At 49.8% G+C, this 24,295-nt stretch carries 25 protein-coding genes; 11 read left to right on the plus strand and 14 right to left on the minus strand.

Features of this window, described 5'->3' with window-relative positions; translation table 11 throughout:
* Positions 1-5: 5 nt before the first annotated feature.
* The 5 genes from hisH to H6853_00235 are packed head-to-tail and all read left to right on the plus strand — an operon-like array spanning position 6 to position 5,286.
* On the plus strand, positions 6-632 hold the full coding sequence (hisH, locus tag H6853_00215; GenBank protein USO03751.1) for an imidazole glycerol phosphate synthase subunit HisH: 627 nt from the start codon (positions 6-8) through the stop codon (positions 630-632).
* Positions 626-1,414, plus strand: a complete 789-nt coding sequence (gene hisF, locus H6853_00220) for an imidazole glycerol phosphate synthase subunit HisF (GenBank protein USO03752.1) — start codon at positions 626-628, stop codon at positions 1,412-1,414. The genes hisH and hisF overlap by 7 nt, the downstream gene beginning before the upstream one ends.
* A 25-nt stretch (positions 1,415-1,439) precedes the next feature.
* A complete protein-coding gene (locus H6853_00225; GenBank protein USO03753.1) occupies positions 1,440-2,654 on the plus strand; it encodes an N-acetyl sugar amidotransferase in 1,215 nt (404 codons plus the stop codon).
* A gap of 5 nt (positions 2,655-2,659) precedes the next feature.
* Positions 2,660-3,688 (plus strand): class I SAM-dependent methyltransferase, encoded by a 1,029-nt coding sequence (locus tag H6853_00230; protein USO03754.1) that lies wholly within the window; start codon positions 2,660-2,662, stop codon positions 3,686-3,688.
* A gap of 5 nt (positions 3,689-3,693) precedes the next feature.
* Complete coding sequence (locus H6853_00235; GenBank protein ID USO03755.1) at positions 3,694-5,286, plus strand: hypothetical protein; 1,593 nt, start codon at positions 3,694-3,696, stop codon at positions 5,284-5,286.
* Here H6853_00235 and H6853_00240 read toward each other — a convergent pair.
* From H6853_00240 to H6853_00250, 3 genes are all read right to left on the minus strand, one after another.
* Positions 5,283-6,998 carry an ABC transporter ATP-binding protein gene (locus H6853_00240; GenBank protein ID USO03756.1) on the minus strand — a complete coding sequence of 572 codons (1,716 nt, stop codon included), beginning with the start codon at positions 6,996-6,998 and terminating at the stop codon, positions 5,283-5,285. The two genes, H6853_00235 and H6853_00240, sit on opposite strands and share 4 nt — an antisense overlap.
* 109 nt (positions 6,999-7,107) lie before the next feature.
* Positions 7,108-7,938, minus strand: a complete 831-nt coding sequence (locus H6853_00245) for a hypothetical protein (protein ID USO03757.1) — start codon at positions 7,936-7,938, stop codon at positions 7,108-7,110.
* 431 nt (positions 7,939-8,369) lie between these two features.
* Entirely contained in the window at positions 8,370-9,446 is a 1,077-nt protein-coding gene (locus H6853_00250) for a glycosyltransferase (GenBank protein USO03758.1), read from the minus strand.
* Between the two features lie 205 nt (positions 9,447-9,651).
* On the opposite strand from H6853_00250, the gene rnr reads away from it, so the two are divergent.
* Complete coding sequence (rnr, locus tag H6853_00255) at positions 9,652-11,928, plus strand: ribonuclease R (protein ID USO03759.1); 2,277 nt, start codon at positions 9,652-9,654, stop codon at positions 11,926-11,928.
* 66 nt (positions 11,929-11,994) lie between these two features.
* Positions 11,995-12,201, plus strand: coding sequence for a 50S ribosomal protein L33 (gene rpmG / locus H6853_00260; GenBank protein ID USO03760.1), 207 nt, complete (start codon positions 11,995-11,997; stop codon positions 12,199-12,201).
* Between the two features lie 243 nt (positions 12,202-12,444).
* Here the strand turns inward: rpmG and H6853_00265 are convergent, their stop codons facing one another.
* From H6853_00265 to H6853_00275, 3 genes are read right to left on the minus strand one after another with little or no spacing between them, the layout of a single operon-like run.
* The gene (locus H6853_00265) at positions 12,445-13,869 is read right to left on the minus strand and encodes a PleD family two-component system response regulator (protein ID USO03761.1); all 1,425 of its coding nucleotides are present in this window, start codon (positions 13,867-13,869) and stop codon (positions 12,445-12,447) included.
* 55 nt (positions 13,870-13,924) lie between these two features.
* Positions 13,925-14,335, minus strand: coding sequence for a response regulator (locus tag H6853_00270; GenBank protein ID USO04549.1), 411 nt, complete (start codon positions 14,333-14,335; stop codon positions 13,925-13,927).
* A 16-nt stretch (positions 14,336-14,351) separates the two neighbouring features.
* The gene (locus tag H6853_00275) at positions 14,352-15,242 is read right to left on the minus strand and encodes a cell envelope integrity EipB family protein (GenBank protein ID USO03762.1); all 891 of its coding nucleotides are present in this window, start codon (positions 15,240-15,242) and stop codon (positions 14,352-14,354) included.
* A gap of 352 nt (positions 15,243-15,594) precedes the next feature.
* Between H6853_00275 and H6853_00280 the strand changes: the two genes are divergently transcribed.
* A complete protein-coding gene (locus tag H6853_00280) occupies positions 15,595-16,365 on the plus strand; it encodes a GGDEF domain-containing protein (protein USO03763.1) in 771 nt (256 codons plus the stop codon).
* A gap of 146 nt (positions 16,366-16,511) precedes the next feature.
* On the opposite strand, the gene H6853_00285 is transcribed toward H6853_00280, so the two are convergent.
* Positions 16,512-17,501 carry a RimK family alpha-L-glutamate ligase gene (locus tag H6853_00285; protein USO03764.1) on the minus strand — a complete coding sequence of 330 codons (990 nt, stop codon included), beginning with the start codon at positions 17,499-17,501 and terminating at the stop codon, positions 16,512-16,514.
* A gap of 179 nt (positions 17,502-17,680) precedes the next feature.
* On the opposite strand from H6853_00285, the gene H6853_00290 reads away from it, so the two are divergent.
* Entirely contained in the window at positions 17,681-18,292 is a 612-nt protein-coding gene (locus tag H6853_00290) for a TetR/AcrR family transcriptional regulator (protein USO03765.1), read from the plus strand.
* 82 nt (positions 18,293-18,374) lie between these two features.
* Positions 18,375-19,694, plus strand: coding sequence for a mechanosensitive ion channel (locus H6853_00295; protein ID USO03766.1), 1,320 nt, complete (start codon positions 18,375-18,377; stop codon positions 19,692-19,694).
* A 33-nt stretch (positions 19,695-19,727) separates the two neighbouring features.
* Here the strand turns inward: H6853_00295 and H6853_00300 are convergent, their stop codons facing one another.
* The 3 genes from H6853_00300 to H6853_00310 all read right to left on the minus strand — a co-directional run bounded on the left by H6853_00300 (position 19,728) and on the right by H6853_00310 (position 21,393).
* Complete coding sequence (locus H6853_00300; GenBank protein USO03767.1) at positions 19,728-20,162, minus strand: DNA starvation/stationary phase protection protein; 435 nt, start codon at positions 20,160-20,162, stop codon at positions 19,728-19,730.
* On the minus strand, positions 20,159-20,686 hold the full coding sequence (locus tag H6853_00305) for a carboxymuconolactone decarboxylase family protein (protein USO03768.1): 528 nt from the start codon (positions 20,684-20,686) through the stop codon (positions 20,159-20,161). Before H6853_00305 ends, H6853_00300 begins: the two co-directional genes overlap by 4 nt.
* 125 nt (positions 20,687-20,811) lie before the next feature.
* A complete protein-coding gene (locus H6853_00310) occupies positions 20,812-21,393 on the minus strand; it encodes a peroxiredoxin (protein USO03769.1) in 582 nt (193 codons plus the stop codon).
* 148 nt (positions 21,394-21,541) lie between these two features.
* Between H6853_00310 and H6853_00315 the strand changes: the two genes are divergently transcribed.
* On the plus strand, positions 21,542-22,456 hold the full coding sequence (locus H6853_00315) for a hydrogen peroxide-inducible genes activator (GenBank protein USO03770.1): 915 nt from the start codon (positions 21,542-21,544) through the stop codon (positions 22,454-22,456).
* Here H6853_00315 and H6853_00320 read toward each other — a convergent pair.
* From H6853_00320 to H6853_00335, 4 genes are all read right to left on the minus strand, one after another.
* Positions 22,453-22,881, minus strand: a complete 429-nt coding sequence (locus H6853_00320) for a hypothetical protein (protein ID USO03771.1) — start codon at positions 22,879-22,881, stop codon at positions 22,453-22,455. The two genes, H6853_00315 and H6853_00320, sit on opposite strands and share 4 nt — an antisense overlap.
* 80 nt (positions 22,882-22,961) lie before the next feature.
* The gene (locus H6853_00325; protein ID USO03772.1) at positions 22,962-23,420 is read right to left on the minus strand and encodes a periplasmic heavy metal sensor; all 459 of its coding nucleotides are present in this window, start codon (positions 23,418-23,420) and stop codon (positions 22,962-22,964) included.
* Positions 23,417-23,704 carry a hypothetical protein gene (locus H6853_00330; GenBank protein USO03773.1) on the minus strand — a complete coding sequence of 96 codons (288 nt, stop codon included), beginning with the start codon at positions 23,702-23,704 and terminating at the stop codon, positions 23,417-23,419. The genes H6853_00325 and H6853_00330 overlap by 4 nt, the downstream gene beginning before the upstream one ends.
* A complete protein-coding gene (locus tag H6853_00335) occupies positions 23,697-24,281 on the minus strand; it encodes a sigma-70 family RNA polymerase sigma factor (protein USO03774.1) in 585 nt (194 codons plus the stop codon). The genes H6853_00330 and H6853_00335 overlap by 8 nt, the downstream gene beginning before the upstream one ends.
* Positions 24,282-24,295 lie beyond the last annotated feature (14 nt).

Genomic DNA, 24,295 nt, shown 5'->3' on the forward strand with positions numbered 1-24,295 from the left:
ACGAAATGAGAAAAGTTGCCATTATTGATTACGGATTGGGAAATCTGCGCTCTGTCTATAACGGCTTTGAGTATGTAGGCGCACAGCCCTTTATTGCAGACTCGCCGGAAGATATGGCTGGCGCAGATTGCGCTGTACTTCCCGGCGTTGGCGCGTTTGGCGATGGCATGCAAATACTCCGGGATAATGGCTGGCTGAACGCCATTGAAATTTTTGCCGTAAAAGATAAAAAGCCGTTTTTAGGAATTTGCCTTGGCATGCAGCTCCTCGCAAAAGAAGGATCGGAAAACGGTTTCCATGAAGGTCTGGGGCTGATTGACGGACATGTTGTCCGTTTATCTCCGGATGATGATAAAATCCGTATCCCGCACATAGGCTGGAACGATGTCACGGCACAGGCAGGCAGCGCAACGTATGAGGGCATAGACACACCGCAGGATTTTTACTTCGTCCATAGTTATGTTTTTGAGCCTGACGATCCTTCTGTCATAAGCGGAACCTGCCATCACGGTCAGGTATTTGCCGCCAGCGTTGAATCCGGGAACATATGGGGCGTGCAATTCCATCCTGAAAAAAGCCAGGCGGCCGGACTGGCCTTGCTCCAAAATTTTCTAAAGGCAGTGCCGTGCTGAAAACCCGCCTCATCCCGATTTTACTTTTAAAAAACGGACAACTTGTCCGCAGCGAGGATTTTTTGACGCACCAAATTATCGGCGACCCCATTCACGAAGTAAAACGCTTTAACGAATGGAATGTTGACGAGTTGATTTATATAGACATTACGCAGGGAGATTATAACTTCCAGCGGCGAAGCGATCATAAAACAAAAGGACTGGAAAACCCTCTCTCCATTTTGGATGAAGTCAGTAAAACGTGTTTTGTCCCCCTGACATGGGGTGGACGTATTCGCTGTTTTGACGATGCGGCAGAACGCTTTCAACACGGTGCGGACAAGATCACATTAAACCGCGCCCTGTTTGACACGCCAGATCTGGTAAAAAAAATCGCCGGAAGATATGGTTCCCAAGCCGTCGTTGCAAGCATGGATGTCCTTCTCCATCCCTCTGGAGAATATGAAGTATTCACAGACGGAAACCGCACTCCCAAAGGAAAAAATCCGTCCGAATGGGCAAAACAACTGGAAGCCATGGGCGTTGGAGAAATTCTGGTGCAGGCCATCCATAAAGACGGGAAAGGAACAGGATATGATCTGCCCCTGATTTCATCTGTGGCGAAAGCGGTTAAAATTCCTGTAATTGCCTGTAGCGGCGTTGGAACCTATGAACACTATGCCAAGGCTGCAGAGGCCGGAGCTTCGGCCGTTGCGGCAGCAAATATATGGCATTTCAAGGAATTGTCTGATAGAAATGGAAAACGTGCACTGCAGCGGGCGGGCGTGAACGTGCGATTTTAAAAATCAAAGAGGGTATAGCTTAAAAATGGTTGCTTACTGTTCCCACTGTGTTTGTCCCGATATTTCGGCCGTGCCGACTGCGTTTGATGAGAATGGAGTCTGCACCGGCTGTCGCGTCCACGAACAAAAAAAGAATATTGACTGGGCTGAACGATGGGAAATGTTCAAAGATCTGGTCTATAGCTATAAAACAGACAATAACTACGACATTCTGGTTCCCGTAAGTGGTGGAAAAGACAGCTATTTCCAGGTCCACAAAATGATAGAGCTGGGATTGAAACCCCTGCTCGTTACCTATCATGCCAATAATTATTTGCCGGAAGGCGAAGAAAACATGCTGCGCATGCGCGAAGTGTTCGACGTGGACCACATCATCGTGCGCCCTGGCGTCGACACGCTGATCAAGATGAACCGTCTTGGCTTTAAAGTACAGGGCGACAATAACTGGCACGGACATTGCGGAATTTTTACAGTGCCTATCCAGATTGCTGTCCGTTATAAAATCCCCCTTATCTTATGGGGTGAACACGGCTTTATGGATTTGGGCGGGATGTATTCCTATAACGATTTTGTTGAATTTACGGCCAAACACCGGCTGGAGCATTCTTTGCGCGGCTACGACTGGCACGATTTTACCGATGAAGGGCTGGAAAAGCTTGGCATGGGAGAGATGAAAGAAGGACTCAGGCCAAAAGATCTTTTATGGGCACAATATCCAGGTGATGAAGAAATTGACGAAGTCGGTGTGCGTGGCCTTTATTTAAGCAATTATCTAAATTGGGACGGAGAGGAAAATTCAAAACTGGTTGTTGAAAAATATGGATGGGAGCCAGCCCGCCAGCCCTTCGAACGGACATACCGCATGTTTTCCAATCTGGATGATATGCACGAAAACGGTATTCACGATTACATGAAATTTGTCAAACTCGGTTACGGACGGGCAACGGATCATGCCTGCAAAGACATACGATCAGGCAGAATGACGCGCGATGAAGGCATCGATATGGTCAAAAAATATGACGCCGTCAAACCCCGGCGCGATCTGGAAAGATGGCTCAAATATGTTGACATGAGTGAAGAAGAATTTGATTACATTCTTGATGGATTTCGGGATCCGCGCGTCTGGAGAATTGAAAACGGTCAGTGGGTCAAAGAGAATATCTGGGGAGAGGATTCCACCTACGGCCCCGTATATCAGGACAACACGAATTGCGTCAGAAACAATAAAAAAGTCGGATAACCGCCATGTCAAATCCTGCCGGAAAAGAAACGCTGAAGACTTTCTCGGAAAACGATATTCGTCCCGATGACATCATGGAAAAACAGCATGCTGTAATGATGGCTGATATCGACTATATCCTGGGATATAAAGATAATTTCGTACACGTAAACTGCCCGGCCTGCGATCAGGACAATGCCGAACTGGCATTTAGGAAATATACACTGGACTATAAAAAGTGCAGAGAATGCGAAACGCTCTATATAAACCCGCGACCAACGGAAGAACAACTCGCAGATTTTTATAAAAATTCTCAGAATTATGATTTCTGGAACGAACATATTTTTCCGGCCACAGAAGATGCACGACGTGAAAATATTTTTCGGCCCCGAGCAAAAAAGGTCAAAGATATTTGTGAACGGCTGGGTGTAAAACCGGAAAAACTCGTTGAAGTCGGGGCAGGCTTCGGCACCTTTTGCGAAGAAATATTAAAACTGGATTTTGTAAGCGATATCACAGCGGTGGAACCGACTCCTGCCCTGTCGGAAACCTGTCGGAAAAAGGGGCTTCATGTTATTGAATCGCCTATCGAAGATGCGAATTTTGAACCGGGCTCGGTTGATCTTGTGTGTTCCTTTGAAGTTCTGGAACATTTATTCTCGCCGTCCGATTTTATTGCAAAATGCGCTGCCATTATAAAACCGGGCGGGCTTGCCATTATTACAAATCCGAACGGCAAAGGTTTTGATGTAGTTGTCGCACCGGAATACGCCGGGACCGTAGACGTTGAACATCTTAATTATTTTAATCCGAAGTCGATGAAAACGTTATTTGAGCGCCACGGGTTTGACGTGCTGGAAGTTATGACCCCTGGAAAATTGGATGCGGAACTGGTGCGGAAAATGTTTTTATCCGGCAGTCTGTCGCAAAAAGACGAGCCGTTCCTGCATCAGCTTTTGATTGAAAACTGGGACAGCGCCGGGCATGATTTTCAGGATTTTTTAGCCAAGCACAACCTGTCTTCCCATATGTGGACCATTGCAAGAAAGCGATAAAACAAATGGGTGTTTTTTTCGTCGAATGCAAAACAGAATATTCTCTGGACCTTATTGTTTCCCTGTCGAAGACGCAGCATTGCGTTACCTGGGCTGGATCGCATATGCACACCGCAGAGCTTGAAAACCTGCGAAAGAAAAGACCTGAGTTCAACGCAATAAAAATAGTAAACTCTCCGGCACTTTACCGCAGGAAGACCCTCAAGCAGGAATATAAAAGCTATTTCCAGCCACTTAACCCGGAGATACTGTCTTATTTTTCCTCCATCGAACGGGACTTTTATATTTTAACGGACCGTGGAAATTACGAGTCCGTTTCCTTTCGGGAGAGAAAATTATATTTTCGTGATCTTATCCGCTTCTGGATGGGATTTTTACAACGTGAAGATATTGAGGCCGTTTATTGTCCTTATGCGCCGCATGTTGGATGGGAACTTGTTTTGATGCAGGCCAGCCGTTTTCTGGGCCTTCCCTTTGCTTATTTTTCTCATACCGCCATTAATAACCGTTCCTTACTTCGGGAAAGTTATAAGGATATCCCGATCGTTCCAGGCGGTTATCTGAAAGGGCTTTCCGTTGAAGATATCAGATCGCAAATCGACCCGGCGCTTCTCAAGGACTTTGAAGAAGGCAGTCTTGTAACGGAGGCCGTCAAGGCTGAAAACGATGCCTTTAACAAACAATCCGTAAATACGAGCCGGAATCTTACTGAGAAATTTCAAAAATCGCGTCCGAAAATATCAATGGCGCTTCGGATAAAGAGAATAGCCGGCCCTGTTTATTACGCCTTGTTTGAACGGACGAAGCGCAGGTTTTACCTCCCCTTGAGCATGGATGAACACTCATCATTGTCCATCTGGTCACGAGCCTTGCGCCGTCATAGAGTGCATGCCGCACGCTTAAAATCCTATTATGAAAGCCATACGGGCAACATTGACCTGGAGCAACCCTATGTCTATTTCCCGATGCATCTGCAGCCAGAAATGACAACCCAGCCCGAAGCCGGAATTTATGAAGACCACTATCTTGTTTTGGAACAGATACTGGCCGCGCTGCCGGAAGGATGGAAAATCTATGTGAAGGAAAACCCAAGACAATACGACACGTCTATCAATGCCGTTTCCGCAATGCATTTCAGGGATATCCAGGATCTAAAAGATTTACTGGATGCTTCGCCCGCCATTCATTTCGTGCCGCAATCCGTTTCTACACCGGACCTCATTCAAAATGCTCAGGCGGTGGTAACACAAACCGGCACGGTCGGGTGGGAATGCCTGACCTCCGGAAAACCCTGCATCGCCTTTGCACGCCCGTGGTATAGCGGCTGCCGAAGCTGCTTAAGAGTAAACAACGCGGAAGACCTTCGCGCCGCCTTTCAACAGGTTCCTCATATATCCCCAGAAAAAGTTCAGGCCGACCTGATGCGTTTTTTGCATTTTTATCAGAATGAATTATTCATCGGCTCTTTATCCGATCCGACAAATGTTGCCTATAATACGAGACCGTATGACGAACTTATTTCCGGCCATAAACAAAGGCTCCTGAATTTTTTCGAAAGCGGAACAGGAAAAGATCAATCTATAAAACGCACGGGTTAGTCTTTGGAATCCTTCACCAGTTTTTTAAAATATGACGATCTTTCCTGAAGATCGTCATACGACCCTGAATCGGCAATCTTTCCTTCCGACACAACATAAATTCTGTCACAGAAGCTAAGCGTTTCCACCCGATGCGTAATAAAGATAAGTGTTTTTGATTTTTGTCTGACAATATTATCAAGGAGCCTCTTTTCCGTATGGACATCCAAAGCGCTCGTCGCTTCGTCTAAAATCAGAATATCCTTATCCTGATACAGGGCGCGCGCGATACCGATGCGTTGACGTTGACCGCCGCTCAGACGAATACCGTTTTCTCCCGTTACGAGCGACGAATCCTCTCCCATTTCTTCCAAAAACTCATCCACGAGCGCCAGCTCCCTTGCGTGTTTTGCGCGCGCCCGGTCAATCTGCCCGCCCTGCATTTCCATACTTATATTCATATCGACAGTATCATCAAGAAGGTAAACATTCTGCGACACATAGGAAATATTTTGTCGCCACCCGGCATAATCGGATGGTGGCAACAATTTTCCGTCAATGTAGAGCCCTCCTTCTTCGGGTTTACTCAACCCGGCCAACAAATCAATCAGTGTACTTTTCCCGCCGCCACTCTCCCCTATAATCCCGACTTTTTCACCCTTCTGAACACTTAAATTCACGCCATGAAGAACCATATCCTTATCCCTGTAACGAAAACTGATATCCTTCAGACTAAAATTTTTCTTACAGGGAACCGTGGCCTTTTTTCGGTTCTTGTTTTCCAGAGAAACGGATTGGAGGTCCTGCAATTCACCCGCGATAATATCAAGGGAATGCGAAGAGAATTGTATCTTGGAAAGAGCGTTAAAAATCATCTGAAGCGCCGGCATTAACCTGTAACCGGCAAAGGTATAAACACCCAGAACAGGCAAAATTTCATTTGCATTATCGCGCGTGGCGGATAAATAAATGACGGCAAAAACTAGAGCAAAAATAGCAAAAACTTCAATGATGTAACGCGGAGCGACAGCATAAAGATCTGATAATGTCTTGACTCTGGCATAGTGCCGCCCCTCCACATCATACTTTTTTAAAAAGATATTTTCTATTCTCAGCATTTTAATATCTCGTATTACCCGAATAGAATCTGTAATCGTTCTAAGTTTTTCCTGTGTAGCGGCTACACTCTCTTTACCCAGACGATACAAGCGCGTCTTAAGGAATAGATAGATTGCCCCGTAAGCCCCTCCTAAAATAAGGCCGAGCATGATCGTAACCTGCGGGTTCACGACAAATATAAACACAAGGATGGAAACGACGGAAATGGACCGGGACAAAAGATAAAGAAGCTGCATGATCACATTGGAAACAACATAACTCACTTCGTTAAAAATATTTCGAAGAAGGTCTGTACTGTGCCGTTCCAGAAAAAAACTGTAAGGCTGATAAATATACGTTTCCAACAGACGCCTTCCAATAGTGTATTCCCGGTTATTGGCATACCGAACGGAAAAATAATTCGTCATAAGCATCATCGAATTACTCACCAGAATAATGCACAAAATAACACCGCCCAGAAGAATCGTAAATTTTTGAAAATCCTTAAATTCATACGTGACATAGATGTCATTCAGAATGGGAAGAGTCTCCAGACTCTCCGGATTAACAATAACGGCTATCAAAGGCGCAATCGATGCAATTCCCAACACTTCCAAAAGTGCGTTAAAGACCATAAAGACAGACAAAAACCCAAGACTCTTTTTTTCTCCTGAAGAGAGTAAGGATAAAATTTTTCTGATAACTTTAAACATACGATTTTTGACTTCTTTCCAAGGCGATTATTTACGACAGTTGTTTTTCGATAGCCGATCTTGTCTCAGCGTTTATTTTCTCCTGATCGCGACCATAACCGGCATCAAGATAAGAAAACCTCTTTTTCCAGTCCGGGTCCGCATAAAATTCTGCAGCTTTTTGGAAGTTTAAATCCCTTATTGAGGTTATTTCGTAACATATATTGTTTTTTACAAAATTGTAATCATCGTAATCAACATAATCCAAATCATTATAATACAGAGTCGGCACGCCGTATTTTAGAACCGAAAGGTGAAAACTGGAATTTCCTCCAATCACGACGTCACATGCATCGGCGTCCTCCCACAATGTTTTTTCGCGGGAAGAAAGTTCGACTTTCGGGCATTCTAAAAAGGACAGATTGACCGGATAGGCCGGATGAGCACGCACGATAATACGTTGAATGCCGGGATGGTTTTCAAGGGACATAAGGATATTCTTCAGTTTTTCTTCGTAAAACACATTCAGAAAAAGTCCTACCGTCAGGGGTGTCCCTTGAATCAAAACGTCCGTTTTCATGGAACGCTCCTCCCCTTCCAAGCCCCTGAAAACGATAGATGTTTGACTCGCTCCTTGCGCAGCGTAAATGTCACGGGCACACTGACCGTCCAGTAATGCCAGATTAAAACGAAGCGGCGGAAAGTCGTCCGTAATATAGGCATGCTGAATATAAATTGTTTTTATATCCAAACCGCGGGCAGCCTCCGCAAACCCGAGAGGTATAGCCGAATGATCGTTGGCAACAAGAACTGCTTTAGGACGAAGCCTGATAAAAATCCGCCGAAAAAACGCTTCGGTGCATAAATACAAAATGTAATTCACCAAGGTAATAGCGTCTTCATCCTTAGACGATTTATACAAATAAAGGAGAGTCACATAAAGACTGCAAAACAACGCAGGAAGATAGCGGACAAAATCAACCCCCAACGGTTTTTCATTCTGGAGGTCAAAGCTTTTAAAAGCTTTATCCGGAAAGAGCGAGCGGACAAAATCAATTTGCCGCGCCTGGTTTCTTGTCGAAATCAAATAAACAAGATCCTTGTCTTGTCCTTCCTCTCTCATTTTAAGAACGGAAAAGAGAAAAATTCTAAAAACCTCAAGACCATATAAAAACCTGTAAAAGGCATGCCTGTGAAGCCTGTCGATCAAATATGAGCGATATGACTTTCTTAAATATTCGTTTTGCAATTTTTGTTGCGCAGGAATATTTATAATTCTTCTCAAGGTTCGAAAAACAAAAAGGTGACGGATATTCATTCTTGTCGTTCTGGCTGCCTCTCTATCATTATTTGAAATAACGCCTCATACTGGTCGCATATTTTTTCGACCGTAAAGCACGAAGCGCGCTCTTTTTGTTTTTGAGGGTCAAACGGTTCTTTCAATGCCTGAGCCATGGCTTGTGCAATCGCGTTAGAATCGCCGACTGGCGCCAGCAGGCCATATTTTCCTTCTTCTAAAATTTCTGGTGGGCCGGAAGGGGCGTTCGTTGACACAACGGACAAACCGCAAAGCAGTGCCTCGACAATGACATTGCAGAACCCTTCATATAAGGACGTAATAACAAACAAATCAGCCTGTTTCATATAAGCCAGAGAATTGGGAACGAATCCTGCAAATACGACGTGATTTTGAATACCGAGCTCTTCCACCTGCCTTTCCAGATCTGCCCTCAAAGGGCCATCCCCAAGAATAACCAGTTTTGCGTTATGCGTGTGCCTCAGCTTTTCAAATGCCTTCAAAAGGGTTTCCTGATCTTTCTCGTAAGACAGCCGTCCGGATGTCACGATTAAAAACGCTCCATCCTTTTTCTCCGGCATCAAATCCGAAGAAGTTTCTCTTAATTGCGCCTGCATAGCCGATGTAATGACCGGATTGTAAATATAGCCGACCTGATGAGGTTTAAGGCGGGCTAACGACTGAATATCCTCCGCAACGCCTCTTGAAATCCCTATGACCTTATCGGCAAATCTGTAAAAAAACTTTACCCCCGCGAGGAAAAATTTTTCCTGCAGACGGGGCGTTTCACGGATATGCATGGACAAAAGCGTTCTCTCCGTCAGAATCAGGCGGGTTGAGGAAAAAGGAGCAAGAAATCGGGCCATTACGGACACAATATTCGTATGTGTCATGGCAGAGAGAAATATGTCGGGCTGACGCGTGCGAATATAGCGTGAAAGGCCCCAAAGCGCCGCTAACGATCGCCGTTTCCCCAGATTCACGAGATGAACGTCCTTTTCAACCTTGTCTATGTGGGGACCGTTTCCGTTTACAACCAGTAAATCGACGTCATGGCCGCGTTTTGCAAATTCGTTGGCGGTATTGACAATCATATGTTGTGCCCCGCCATCTGAAAAATTCTGTATAAAAAGAGTAAGTTTCATTGTCACGTTTTTGGTTTCGCCCTTTCGCCTTCAGGCGAAAAGAGACTATGGGCTAGACGGGTGAAAGTCACACGATTTTTGGTAATTGTTTCCATATTTTTAAATATTGAATAGCGCTTGCCCTGACGAGGAATGAAAGCTAGATGTTCTATCCATGAAGACCCTCCCCGAAAAAGAAGATATTCTGCGTCTGCTGGCAGACGCCCCCGCCCCCATGACCAAACGCGAAATTGTCCGGGCCTTCGGCATTACCGGGGATCTGCGCCGCCCGATGAAAGCGCTCCTGCGCGAGATGGAGGCGAACGGACATATCGTCAAGCAGCCCGGCCAGATCTACAGCGTCCCTGAAGCTCTGCCGGCTGTTACGGTCGTTCAGGTCAGCGAAATCGATATCGACGGAGATGTTTTCGCCCGGCCTGCAGACTGGGACGAGGAGGTGCAGGGAGAAGCCCCGCGCATTGAAATCCTGCCCGACCAGCGCGGCCACCCGGCTGTCAAAGAGGGCGACCGCATTCTGGTGCGCCTGCGGAAATATACGGACAGGTTTTACGAAGGAAATATCATCCGGCGGCTGGACGATCCGCGCGGGCAGGTCATGGGGGAGCTTCAAAAAACCCGTGACGGCTTTATGCTCCAACCCGCCAGTAAAAAGGCCAAATACGGTTTCGATGTCGCCCAGAAAGATCTGGGCGAGGCGAAAGCGGGCGATCTGGTTGTCGGAGAAATCCAGCCGGCCCGCGGCCTCAAGCGTAAAAAAGTCCGCATTGTGCGCGTAATCGGCGCGCGCGATGACCCCGAGGCGATTTCCCTGATCGCGCTGCATGAAGCGGGCCTGCACGAATCTTTTACGGAAACGGTTTTAGCGGAAACAAAGGGGCTTGAGGTTCCCGCTCTCAAGGGCCGGGAAGACTTGCGCGGTATTCCGCTCGTGACGATCGACGGCGCGGATGCGCGGGATTTCGACGACGCCGTTTTTGCCGAAGAAACAGAAGACGGCTTTCACCTGATTGTCGCCATCGCCGATGTCGCCTACTATGTCCGGCCCGGCTCCGCCCTGGACAGGGAAGCCTACCGCCGGGGCAATTCCACTTACTTTCCGGATCGTGTGGTGCCGATGCTGCCCGAAGCGCTGTCGAACGATTTATGTTCCCTGCGCCCGAATGAAAACCGCGCCTGTATGGCCTTCCATCTGTGGATCGACCGGGAGGGAAGCCTCACCAAACATAAGATTGTTCGCGGGATCATGCGTTCGGCGGCAAGGCTGGTCTACGAGCAGGTGCAACACACATATGACACCCTCTCTCTTAATCCCTCTCCCTCGAGGGAGAGGGAAAGCGCGGTGGCGCAAGGAGAGGGTGAAAAACTTTGGCCCCTCATCCAGCCCCTCTACGCCGCTTACGATATTCTTGACAAAGCCCGTCAAAAGCGCGGCGCGCTGGATCTGGACCTGCCGGAACGCCAGATATTGATTGATGAAAAAGGCAAGATGACAGGCGTCATAAACCGCCCGAGGTTTGACGCCCACAAGCTGATTGAAGAATTTATGATTCTGGCCAATATTGCCGCGGCGCAAACGCTCGAAGCGCGCAAGGCTCCCTGCGTCTACCGCGTACACGACCGCCCGTCCCCGGAGAAGCTGGATGCCGCGCGTGAGTTTGTGAGCGCTTTCGACCTCCCTTTCCCGAAAGGAAGCGTGGCGCGGCCCGGACAGATCAACGAAATCCTGAAAAAAGCGGCGGCGCTGCCTTACGCGCACCTGATTGGCACCGTTATCCTTCGCACCCAGTCGCAGGCCGTTTACGACCCCGAGAATATCGGCCATTTCGGCCTTGCTTTGCGGCGTTATGCGCATTTTACCTCCCCCATCCGGCGCTATGCGGATTTGCTGGTCCACCGGTCCCTGATTCAGGCTTACGGCCTTGGGCCGGGAGGAATGGAGGAGGGCGAAGCCGCCGCTCTGGAAGAAAAAGCGCAGCATATTTCGCAAACCGAGCGCACCTCCGCCGAGGCGGAGCGCTCTGCCGTGGACCGTTTTACGGCCCAGTGGATGTCCGAGCGCATTGGCGCGGAGTTCTCCGGCAAAATCAGCGGGGTCACACGCTTTGGCCTGTTTGTCACGCTGGATGAAAACGGCGCGGACGGGCTGATCCCCATGCGCGCCCTGCCGGATGATTATTATATCCATGACGAGCAGCAACATGCGCTTATAGGCCGCCGTGACGGGCGTATTTACCGCCTTGGCGCCAGTCTTGCAGTCCGCCTGAAGGAAGCGGACGGCCTCACGGGCAGCTCCATTTTCGAGCTGATCGGGGACGAAAGCGCCGATATTCCCGGCGTTCAGTTCAGGAAAATCAGGCCCCGGCCTCCCTCAAGGCCCAAACCGCACAGAAAAGGCCGAAAACCGGCTCCCCGCAAGCGCACACGCAAATAGAGCGCTTGACATTTTCTGCAAAACCCTTAGTTTGCGGGTCTGATTTTAGATGAAGGATGGTATCCCATGGCGAAAAAAGGTGGCGCGGTCAAAGTCCGCATGGAAAGCAGCGCCGGAACAGGGTTCCGGTACTACAAGAAAAAAGGGGCGAAATACGCCGAAAAGCTGAAAATGCGTAAATTCGACCCGTGGGCGGTAAACCCGGAAACGGGCAAAAAGGGCATGCATGTCGAATTTGTCGAGAAGAAAATGCCGCCTTCAAAGGCAAACTAGGTCGGTCCCGTACAAGGGCCCATACAAAGACATTGAAAAGAAAAGGCGCCAACATGGCGCCTTTTTGCTGGCTGCTTCAACATTATACCAGCTAGAGCGTTCATCGTTTAGATTGAGTCACGACCCGTTTTGTCATCCTGAGCCAAAGGCGAAGGATCCCGGCGTTTCCCGGAGATTCTTCGCTGCGCTCAGAATGACAGGATGGAACCAATCTAAACGATGAACGCTCTAGTTGATATGAACCTAAAGGGCTTTACGAAGTTCCGCTTTATACTTGTCCGGGTCGATTCGCCCAATTTTTTCAAAGAACGTTGCGTTCCGGCCCGCTTCCTTGGCGGCATAGAGGGCCGTATCCGCCCGTTTCAAAACCTCCTCAACCGTCTGGTCGTTCCTGCGAATAAGCGCGCCGCCGATAGATGTCGTCACATTTATCTGCCCTCCCGGTGCGCCGCATTTAAAAGGTTCGTCGCAAATGGCCCGGCGCAGGCGTTCTGAAATGTGATAGGCCATATCCTCGGACACGTCCGGTAAAATGATCGCAAATTCCTCGCCGCCCATGCGCGCAGCCATATCGAAGCCCCGGATATTATACTGGAGCCGTTCCCCGAATATTTTCAAAATTTCATCCCCGACACCATGTCCGTATTGGTCGTTAACCTCCTTAAAATGATCGATGTCCATGATGAGGACCCCAAGCGTCTTGCTGCCCGGTTCGTTCTTTTGAATGAGTTTTTGCAGGTGAACTTCAAGATAACGGCGGTTATACAGCCCCGTCAAACTATCCACCAGAGCCAGGGACAGGCTCATTTCATAGGTCGAGCGCAGGCGCTCCTGAAATCTTTTGCGGCGAACCTGCGTCCGCACCCGCGCCAGCAATTCGTTCCGGTCCACGGGCCTTAAAATATAATCGTGCGCCCCGATTTCCAGCCCATGCGCAATACGCGGCATGTCGTCTTCCTGCGCAATCATGAGGATCGGGACGGAGCGCGTGCGTTCATTGGAACGCAAATGGGAACAAAGCCGTAAACCGTCCTCGTCTTTTAAGTTCAGGCTGACCGCGATGAGGTCAAAATCTTCCTCTTTGATCTCTTCCATTGCCGCAGGACCGGCCTCGACAACATGGATGACGTCATTGTCCGCTTTAAGAGCTTCGACAAATTTATCGCTTTCAAAAGACCGGTCTTCTATCACCAGAATACGCGCTCCCTTGACAGGCTCGACCATGGCGTTTGAGGCCGTTTCCACCACGCCAAGCTGAGAGGCCGTATTTTCCCGCGTGCGCCATTCATCCACGGTCATCTTCAGACGCACCAAAGAGCGCACCCGCGCCATAAGCGCCGTATCATTCAGAGGTTTACTCAGGAAATCGTCCGCGCCGGCTTCCAGTCCCTTTACACGATCGCTCGGGTCGGTCAGGGCGGTCACCATAACAACCGGGATATGCGCCGTTTCGGGGTTTTCCTTTATCTTTTTGCAGACCTGAAACCCGTCCATCCCCGGCATCATCACATCCAGAAGCACAATATCGGGCGCATCCGCTTCTATCATCGAGAGCGCCTGCGGACCGTTCATGGCCGTTAAAACATCGTAATACTCCCCCGCCAACTTTGCTTCCATAAGTTTGACGTTGGGCAAAATATCATCAACAACCAGAACACGCGCCGACATAGAAAACCTCTCCCTTTATTCCTGAACTTTTTTATTCCCCGATTTTTTCTTCTTTTTATTTTTCCTTATGACTCGTTCCCGTCTCCGGGACAACGGTACGCTCCCCCAGATATTTATGAATAACCTCCAGGAAACGGGGAACGGAAATCGGCTTGGAAATATAATCCTCGCAGCCGCCATCCCGGATTTTTTTTTCATCGCCCTTCATCGCAAACGCGGTTACGGCGATAACGGGAATGTTTTTCAGCTCTTCATCCTCTTTCAGCCATTTTGTAACATCCAGCCCCGACACTTCAGGAAGCTGGATATCCATTAAAATCAAATCCGGTTTTTTCTCCCGGGCGATATCCACGACCTCCAAACCGTTCAGACATTCAATGGTTCCAATATGATGGGCTTCCAGAAGGTCGTGGAAAAGCTTCATATTCAGTTCGTTATCCTCAACGATAAGAACCGTTTTATTTATCTCTTCATCCGCCATTTTACCGTTCCAAGGCGCGCTCTGCGCCTTTCATTCCTGTTTTTTTAAGCCTGAAATTTCCACATTCTTCTCTTTCCAACGGCTCCAGCGCCACCAGTTTCTGGGACACGGAAAAATCGTCATATTCTATCAACATGTCCGAAATGATGCCATTCTCATGGAAAATCATGTTCATTTCGTAATCGGCGCCTTCTTCCGGACTGGACAGGGGAAAAACGGCCATCCGCACATTCCATGCCGGCGTGTTGATCAGGCTCATATCTATGTTTTTGGAGGGGCTGACCACACTCATGGCATTCGCTTTGGATCCAAAAAAGGTATTGATTTCAATCGGCCCTTCTTCGTCGCTGCCGTCAAATACTTCCGCGGAAAAGAATTTCTTCCCGGCCTGTGCCTGCCGAACCATTTCCACCGTATGTCCCATCGGAAAAAACGTGCCCGCCGACAAGTCGTATTTCAAGCCCTCCGGCAGGGAATACGTCGCCTTTTTATCTTTTTCTCCCAAAACCGCGCGCCCCCGCAATTCCTGATAGAGCTTCCCGTCTCTCCTGCGCCGGGACGTAAAATCAAAGCTTTTTCCGTCAAACGGCTCAAATGTTGAAAAATCGGAAGTAATGCGCATGCCCGGGCTATCGGCATATTCGTAGAACAGGCTAAAACGGTGGTCCGTGGTCCATGCCTCGCAGGAAGGCTTCCACTCGTAAAACATTTTCCCGCTTATATTGATAATTTGGGAGCCACTGCGCGTGGCCACAAGGTCAATATCGTACAGGGCCTTGTGCGGCACCAAAACGGACGCCACATCAAGCGGCGCGGCAAGCGCCGGACGAAAAGAAATCGCCAGAACAATCAAAATTATGAAGGTTTTAAACCATGGATAGAAAAGCGTCATTGAGCCTTATAGAGCCTTTTTTGTGTTTTTTATATTTTGATGTGTTTTCAAACACGTTAACGCTCCATTGTACAAAAAAAGGAGCCGAAGAGCCAAGTAAATCCACATAAAACAGGCATCTATTCTTCCAAAACGACAAAAACCCGGCAAACTCTGCCCTGCTCCCTTCTAACGACCCGGCACAATCTCCCCTTTCCCTGCCCTTTTCCCCCTCAAAAAAAGAAAATTTTACACAATAAACAATGTAACTATTTGAAAATAAACAGATTTCTATGATTTCAAACTCTGGCACACCCTTCGCAAGGATAAACACGAGAGGATACGGATTCATAACAATTTCGGGTGTGACATCATGGGAACTGAAAATATACCGCAGGAAAACAACGCTCTGCCCCGGCCGTCCCTGCCGTCACCGCCGGCACATCTGGGGAAAAAATGGCTGGATGACGCCGATGAGATATTTTCCTATCTGGAGCAACACGGGCACAAAAAAGAGCATTGGTGGAAAACGACAGGCGCGCCTGCGGAGTTGCTGAAACAAGCCGGGGAAATGCTGGCGCTGGCGGAAAAAAAGATATCGGCTCAAAAGGAGCGTATTGCCCTGCTCGAAAAGCTCTCCACAACAGACGAACTCACGGAACTGATGAACCGCAGGGGCTTTTTCCAGGCGTTTGAACGCGAGCTTGACCGCACAACACGGAAAAAAAGCCGGGGCGGGCTGGTGATTATGATTGATCTGGATAATTTCAAGACCATCAACGACACCTATGGCCACCCCGCGGGAGATGCCGCGCTGCAACTGATCGGGAAAACGCTTTCCGAGGACATACGCAATATGGACGTCGCCGCGCGGCTTGGCGGGGATGAGTTTGCCCTGCTCTTTGCGGATGCACGCCGGGAAGACACACTGGAACGCGCCCAGAAGCTCATCTGGAAGCTCAATCACCTTTCGTTGCCGTGGTACGGCACGGATATTCCGGTGCGGGCCTCTCTGGGCATCAAGGAATATACAGGCGCAGATACCGTTCAGGCCGTTTTTGATGCGGTCGATATAGAGATGTATGCCAGCAAGCGTAGCAATAAGGAAAAAGAGGAAACACTCTCCATAGGACGTTTCGGATGAATTAAAATTAAAAAGACGTAAGCTTTCCGCCTGCCGCCCCTCCCTAACCGTGAACCCAAACGAAAGGCAGGCGAAATCGGGCCCGGTATCCCCCCAGGATACCGGGCCTTTCTTTTTGTCGAAAAAATTTATAAAAAAGAAAGCGGTTATTCTGCCGGAACACTACCAGCCAGTCCTTCCGCAGAAGTCTTTGGCAGCGTATCCGCAGTTTCCTTTCCCGGCAGAGCCGTCTGCTCCAGCCGCCGCTGCATCGCCTGAAAGATTTTTTCCGGCACATTCACGCCGGAGGCTTTTTCCAGTCCCTTGAAACCGGGGAAGGTATTGGCTTCGCAGATCGTATAGCCGCCATTTTCGCTGAAAAGCAAATCAATCCCGCCGATCTGGATATTAAGGACTTTGGACGTTTTGACCGCAATATCCAGCGCCTCCTGATCCGGCTCGAAGAAATGGACAGACCCGCCGGAAGAATAGTTCGCTTTAAAGTCCCCTTCCTTCGCCCGCCGTTCCATCGCGGCGATAACCTCGCCATCCACGGTGAACAGGCGCAAATCGCGCCCCTCGCTGGCTTTGACAAATTTTTGAAAAATCAGAAGCAGATCCGGATTCGTTTCCCCGATCAACTCGAGCAAATCCTGAAACGCCTTTTTATTTTGAATCAAAAAGACACCAATCCCGAGCGCCCCGTTGAGCGTTTTGACGACCACGGGGAATCCGATCGTTCTTTCAATCAGATCGATATCGACCGGAAATTTTGCCAGCATGGTGATAGGGGTTGGAATGGCATTTTCACACAGAACCTGATGTGTGTGCATTTTATCCCGCACATTCTCAATTGTGCTCGCGCCGTTAAAAACCCTCACGCCCTGCCGTTCCAGTTGCCGGACAACGGCGAGGGAAAAATAGCTCTGATCTTTGTGATTGAAATAGGGATACACAAAATCCGGCAGGGAAACATGTTTGCCGTTAATCAGGATAGAATCGCGGGTCTGGTCATTGACAAGCAAATCGAACTGGGAAGGCCTAAAAACCTTGACGTCGATTCCCATCTTCTTTCCTTCGGCCAGAAAGCGCCGCACTTCAAAAGCCAAATCAGCGGATGACTCGATATCGTCACCGTATAAAATCCAAACTTCCATAAACCGTCCCTTCATACCCTGTGACCAGCATCGCACAATAGCATGCCGCCGCTTCTTTTTTCAATTGTGGAAAAACGGATTCAGCCTCTTGCCTGAAAAAATTTTTTAATTTAGAAACGGAGCGTTCAGTATTAAAGATAGATCGCCCCGTTCAAGGGGACACGAAAAGGAGCTGTAAGATGCAAGTTTCCAGCCTTGAGGATGTGCAGACGTCAGACCAGATGCACAAAGCCGGACGCCCGCGCAGTGAAGAATCCCATCGCGCCATTCTGGACGCCACACGGCGGCTTCTGACCCATAATTCGGTCGCAAAACTCTCCGTCGAGGCGATCGCCAAAAAAGCCGGAGTCGGAAAAACGACGATCTACCGCTGGTGGCCGAACAAGCAGGCCGTTGTCATGGACGCTGTTTTCAGCCAGCCCGGATTTCACAATATCCTGCCGGCCTCCGCTTCTTCCTTTGACGGGGTCCGGGCGCAGGTAGACAAGCTCATGCGCCAGCTTTCAGGCAAAAACGGGCGGGTGGTTGCCGAAATTATCGGCGAAGCCCAGGGCGATCCGGAAGCTCTCAAGAATCTGGTCGAAAACTTTTTTCAGGACCGCTACAACGCGCTGGCCGGCTATCTGGAACAGGGAAAAGACTCGGGCGAATTTCCGGCCGATCTCGATATCGAAGCCGCGATTGACGTGATTCTGGGCCCTATTGTTTTCCGCCTGATGACCGGGCAGGACTTTGACGCCGCCTTTGAAGAAAATGTCAGCCTCATGCTCCGCAAGGCGTTGGCGGCTTAATCCTCTTTTGTCGAATGCCAAATGCACAAAATTTGCAGGTTTCTGGTTTTCATAGCGGCATGAATCGCATAAGCTCGCTTCCATGTTTGAAAATCTTGATCCGTCGAAATTGCAAATTCAGGTGAGTCAGTGGCTCGGCACGAATGTTTTTACGCCGGATTTTGCGATTCAAAGCGGTTTTTTACTGATTTCCTTTGTCCTGGCCTATATCGGCCAGAAAGCCTTGCGCCCGCGGCTGACCGAGCGCATCAACAACCTCCGCGTTCCTTACCGGATCACCGAGGTGCTGCGTCAAATGACAAGACTGGTTGCGCCGGGACTGGCGCTCATACTGCTTTTTATCGGGACGCATATTGCCGGGTCCGAAGTCCTTGGATTCAACGTTTCTTTTTCGATGGGAATCATGAAACTTCTGGTGGCGTGGATTCTCATCCGTCTTGTCGTCCAGTTCATTGAAAACCGTTTTGCGCGGAATACGATCGCCCTTATCATCTGGACCCTTGCCGCGTTAAGCATTTTCGGCATTCTCGACGAAACCATGACAACGCTGGACGCTGTGGGGATGGATATCGGGGAGTTCAGGCTCTCTGCCCTGACCCTGACCAAGGGCCTTCTGGCTATTTTTGCCCTTTTATACAGCGCCTTGTTCCTTTCCAAGGTTCTGGAACGCCGCATTGCCAAAGCCGCCAGCCTGACGCCTTCCTCCCGCGTCCTGCTTGCGAAGATTACGCGCGTCGTTCTTATTACCTGCGGCCTGCTGATCGGCATCACCACGGCGGGGATTGACCTGTCCCTCTTTGCCGTCTTTTCGGGCGCCGTGGGTCTTGGGGTTGGTTTTGGATTGCAAAAAGTCATCTCCAACATTTTTTCCGGCATGCTTTTGTTGATGGACCAGTCCATCAAACCCGGCGACATTATAGAGCTTCCCAGCCCCGGCGGCGGCGCTTCGACGTTTGGATGGGTCAACCAGATGGGCGCGCGTTTCACGGAAATCATGACGCGTGACAATAAATCCTACCTGGTGCCGAACGAGGATTTTATTACTCAGCAAGTCGTCAACTGGTCACACGGGAACACTCTGGTGCGCGTTCAGACGGAGTTCGGCGTGCATTACGATTCCGACCCGCATCAGGTAAAGGCGCTGGCCGAAGCCGCCGCCGCCCTTCCGGAACGCGTGGTGGACAGCCCCGCCCCCGTTTGCCATCTCGTCGAGTTCGGGGACAGTTCCCTGAACTTTGTGTTGCGTTACTGGATTCGCGATGCGGAAAAAGGGCTGACCAACACGCGCGGTTCCGTCATGCTGGCCCTGTGGGATGCGTTCAAGGAAAACAACATTAAAATCCCCTACCCCCACCGCGAAGTTTATTTTCACGATCACACTCACGATCGCGATAAAAAATAGACTTCCGCCCCTACACAGCGCCTCTTGTCAGAGTTATTTTCCAAGACTCCTGAGCATCCAGGCTGTTTTTTCATGGGATGTCATGCGGTCGATTAAAAGCCCCGCCGTCACCTCATCTTCCGCCGCCTGCGCCGCCTTTAACGCGCTGCCGAGCGTTTTTACGATCGCCTCATGATCCGCCAGCAGAATTTTGACCATTTCATCTGCTGTCGGTGTCTTGCCGGATTCGCTTAAGGACGCTGTTTTTAAAATGCCGGAAAAATTGTCCGGCGCGTAGGCGCCCAGCGCCCGAAGACGTTCTGCAATTTCGTCCGATATGGTCCAAAGCTCCGTATATTGTTCCTGAAAAAGAAGGTGAAGCATGTGAAATTGCGGCCCTTCGACGTTCCAGTGAAAGCTGTGCGTTTTGAAATACAGCACAAATGTATCGGCCAGAACTTTTTGTAATTCATCGGTGACTTGGCTCATGAGAGAGACTCCTTTCCTTCTAAGATAGCAGAGGCTGCCTGCACCACGGAGGCGATGCGCACAGCTGTTTGAATCTGTTCCTTTGTTACCCCGTGGTCAACCAATTGTTTTTCGTGTGCCTTGACACAAAACTGGCACGCGTTGATGGCGGACACGGCCAACGACCAAAGCTCGAAATCCGCTTTATCCACGCCCGGATTGGCAATAATGTTCATACGGAGCTTGGCAGGCATCGTCTGGTATTCCCCGCCCATCATCCCGGCAAATTTATAATAAACGTTATTCATCGCCATGATGGAAGCCGCCGCTTTGGAAGCGTTCAGGGCTTCTTCGGACAGATTCCTTGCCGCCTCTTCCGCCACCTCGCGGATGACAAATCCGTTACGGCCCGCCAGCGCGCTCGCCAGCATCGTTCCCCAGAACTGTTGCGGCGTTAACGTTTCTTCGTTCGCCAAAGAAGATAAATTCAGTTTTATATCCTTGGCATATTCGGGTATTTCATTCTTGATATTTTCAATGCTCATCCTGTCCTCCTGATTAAATTTCAATCCCTGTTTTGGCTGCAAGAAAGCAACCCGGACTCTCTCCGGATAACGCCGGGTTGCTTCATTGTTGTTACTTTTTACGCTTCGCCGTAATGCGAAATGCGTTAGGCTGCCGCTTTTTCGGCCTCGGCGTGCAGGTCGATCGTGTCGCCGCCGACAGGGCGGTTACAGGCACAAAGCTCGTCGCTTTGCAGGGCATCCAGAATACGAAGGGTTTCCTTCGGATTCCGCCCCACGTTCAACGCATTGACCGATACGTGTTGAATTACGTTATGCGGGTCCACGATGAAAGTGGCGCGCAGGGGGACGCCGGCCGCGGCATCACGAATGCCCAAACCGTCGATAAGACGCCCGTCATTGTCGGCAAAACTCCACTGGTTCAGTTTGTTCAGGTCCGGATGTTCGCGGCGCCATGCCAGTTTACAAAATTCATTGTCGGCGCTTCCCCCCAGAACAACCGCATCGCGGTCCGCGAATTCGTCGTTCAGTTTGGCAAATTCAACGATCTCTGTCGGGCAGACAAACGTGAAGTCTTTCGGATAGAAGAAAAAAACCTTCCACTTGCCGTCAAAGCTTTCGTTTGTAATGTCTTCAAACGCGCTTTCGCCGTTTTCTTCATGAATCATAAAACCGGGTTTGACACCGGCTACCTTAAATTCAGGTAATTTGTCGCCAATTCCAAGCATATCAATGTCCTCTTTTGTTAAATGTTGATGTTTTAAATACCCTTTCACTGTAGCCCCATAACAGGGCAGAAATCCAACGAGTAATTTCGATTTTATTAATTGATTTTATCGATTAATATACATGTTTATTGAAAGGAAAAAACGATCAATGATCCCTCTCCCGACCTTGCGCCAGCTCCAATATTTAGTCGCTTTGGCGGACCGCAAAAGTTTTCACAGGGCCGCCGAAGCCTGCAATGTCACGCAATCCACGCTCAGCGCCGGAATCAAGGAGCTGGAAGCGGTCCTTTTGCAGCCTGTCGTGGTCCGCACAACCCGTAAAATCCACCTCACCCCGCTGGGCGAAGAGATTATATCCGAGAGCCGGAATCTGTTGGAAAAGGCGGAAATCATGACGCACAAAGCGCGGCGTGCCGCCCGGCCAATGAGCGGTCCGATGCGTCTGGGCGTTATTCCGACGATCGCCCCGTACCTTTTACCCACGATTTTGCCGCATATCGAAAAGACGTTCAAAAATCTGGAAGTTTCCGTTCATGAGGGCTTAAGCACCGATTTAACAGAGAGAATGAACGAGGGCACGCTGGATATGGCCCTGATGGCTTTCCCCTTCAAAATGGCCGGATTTCATCAGGCCCCGCTTTTCAGAGAAGATTTTTATGTAGCCGCCCCCGCACAAGCTTTTGAAAAAAAAGATAAACTCCACAGAACGGATCTGGAAGACCAGACGGTTTTACTGCTGGAAGACGGGCATTGCCTGCGCGATCATGCGCGGGATGCCTGCGGCCTGCGCAACATAAAACAGCAGCGGGATTTCAGCGCCGCCAGCCTCCAGACCCTGATCCAGATGGTCCGCGCAGGCTATGGCATAACGCTCCTGCCGGAAATGGTGGTGCGGGAAGGGTTCCTCCCGAACGACCTGAAAATACTTCCTTTTTATCCGCCGGCCCCCACACGGGAAATTGGAATCGCCTGGCGCGAAAAATCCTATCTGGAAGAAGATATCGCGATGATCTGCGTTCTTCTGAAAAAACTGTTTGAAAAAATGCCCGACTTTAAAGGTTAGCTGTAAAAATCATGGCCCCGTCCGCCTCTGCGGCCGCTGGTATCGGATCCCGTTCCGCCGCTGTTGAAACGGTTAAAACGGTCCTCTCCCGTGCTTGAACCTGTGTGCCTTTCAGGCGTCCCTTCACATTGATAGGACCTGAAACTGCTGGAAGAACGGCGCCTTTGGGAACCGCCGTCACGGGTGCTCTCTTTTTCTTCAACCTCAAAACGATATGTGCCTTTTCGCTCCAGCTTATCCGCCTCGCGGGCGGACATATCGACAGCGACCATCTTGCGCCCGCCGCCTTTTTTATTCACGATCACGCGCTTCTGGCCGTTTCTGGGCGCAACCTTCTTGTCGACAACCGTGCCGACAAGCTGCTCTGTTCTACCGCCAAGCCCTCCCGATGAGGAACCGCCGCCGGACCGACCAAATCTTCCCATGACCCTTGCCTTTCGCTTCGTATATCCAGTCTTCATTTTACCGGATACGCAAGCACGAACACAAATTTGAAACGGAAAGGCTAATCCCCGGCAGGCGGGGCTTTCCGGTGATATCCGGACGGGCGTTTGGGTCCGTTCCCCAAACGGTCCAGAAAGCGCCGCGCTATCTTTTCACGCTCCGCCTGCGATAAATCCGCCAGCACTTTCTCCATGGAAAGCGCCCTCCGGCGCTCTATTTTATCCTTTAAATCCAGCATGTGTCCGGCAGATTTCCGGTAAGCCGCCGCATCAAAATCTTCTGCCAGGATAATATTCTTCAACTCTTGTTTGCCCGCGCGCATTTCCTGGAAAACCGGTTGCATTTGCGCCCTGTTTTCCTCCATGGACTGTCTTAGTTTCTGGCGTATCTCCGGGGAAACGGCCTGTGAGGAGGGCAAAAAATGTGCCTTCATTTTGTAGGCCATTCCAACCCCCGCCCCCGCCAACACAAGATTAAGGAGAAGCGACCCCGTAAAAATAATCTTGAATGCCCTGCTCATAACCAGTCTCCTTCTTCAATATTCAGGAACGACAAAAACTCATTCTCCAGCCCCACATATTCGCCGGAAAATCCCAGCCCGAGCAAAAGCCCTAAAACCGCACTGACCGCAAAAGCGTAAGCCGGATCTGGCAAAAGGAACATGTTTCGGATTTCCGTCCACAAAAAGACCCGGGCAGATGCCGTGCGCTGACGGCTCATCCGGATAATCCTGTCCGCCAGATCCCCCGTCGCCTTCGGAACATACCGGCTTTTCAACCGGTCATCGAGATCATAATCATCCATGCCTTTCCCTCCTTTCAATCTTTTGCTCCCGCATCAAACGATCCCGCAAGCCCGTTTTTGCCCGCATCAAAAGAGACTCCAGCGCCTTAAGTCCCACCCCTAAAATATCGGCAGCCTCTTTATTGCTCAACCCTTCGTAAAAACATAAATTCAGCGCCGCCTTTTGCTGAACCGGCAAAAGCTGAATAGCCGATTCCAGATGGGCCTGCGCTTCGCGTTTTTCCATTTCGGCATCCTGCCCGGCGCGCTCATCCGCCCATTGGTCCATGATATCCGTCGGCGCAAGTTTTATACGCTTCCGTGCAACATCAATCGCGCCATTCGTTACAATCCGGTAGAACCATGTCGTAAACCTGACGCCGCGCGCCGAATTCCAGATATCCGGCTTGTTCCAGATCTTCAAAAAGGCCTCCTGCACAACATCCTCCGCCTCCGCACGATCCAGAATCATTCGATACGCGAGTCCGTAAAACCGGTCCGCATGCCGCCGGACCAGAACGGAAAAAGCCTGATGGTCCCCGCCGGAAACCAGCGCCATCAGGCTTTCGTCTGTTTTTTCATCCGTATTTTTCGGCATGGCCGGATGACCCC

The sequence above is a fragment of the Rhodospirillales bacterium genome, assembly GCA_023898765.1.
In the GTDB taxonomy this organism is placed as follows: Bacteria; Pseudomonadota; Alphaproteobacteria; order Micavibrionales; family Micavibrionaceae.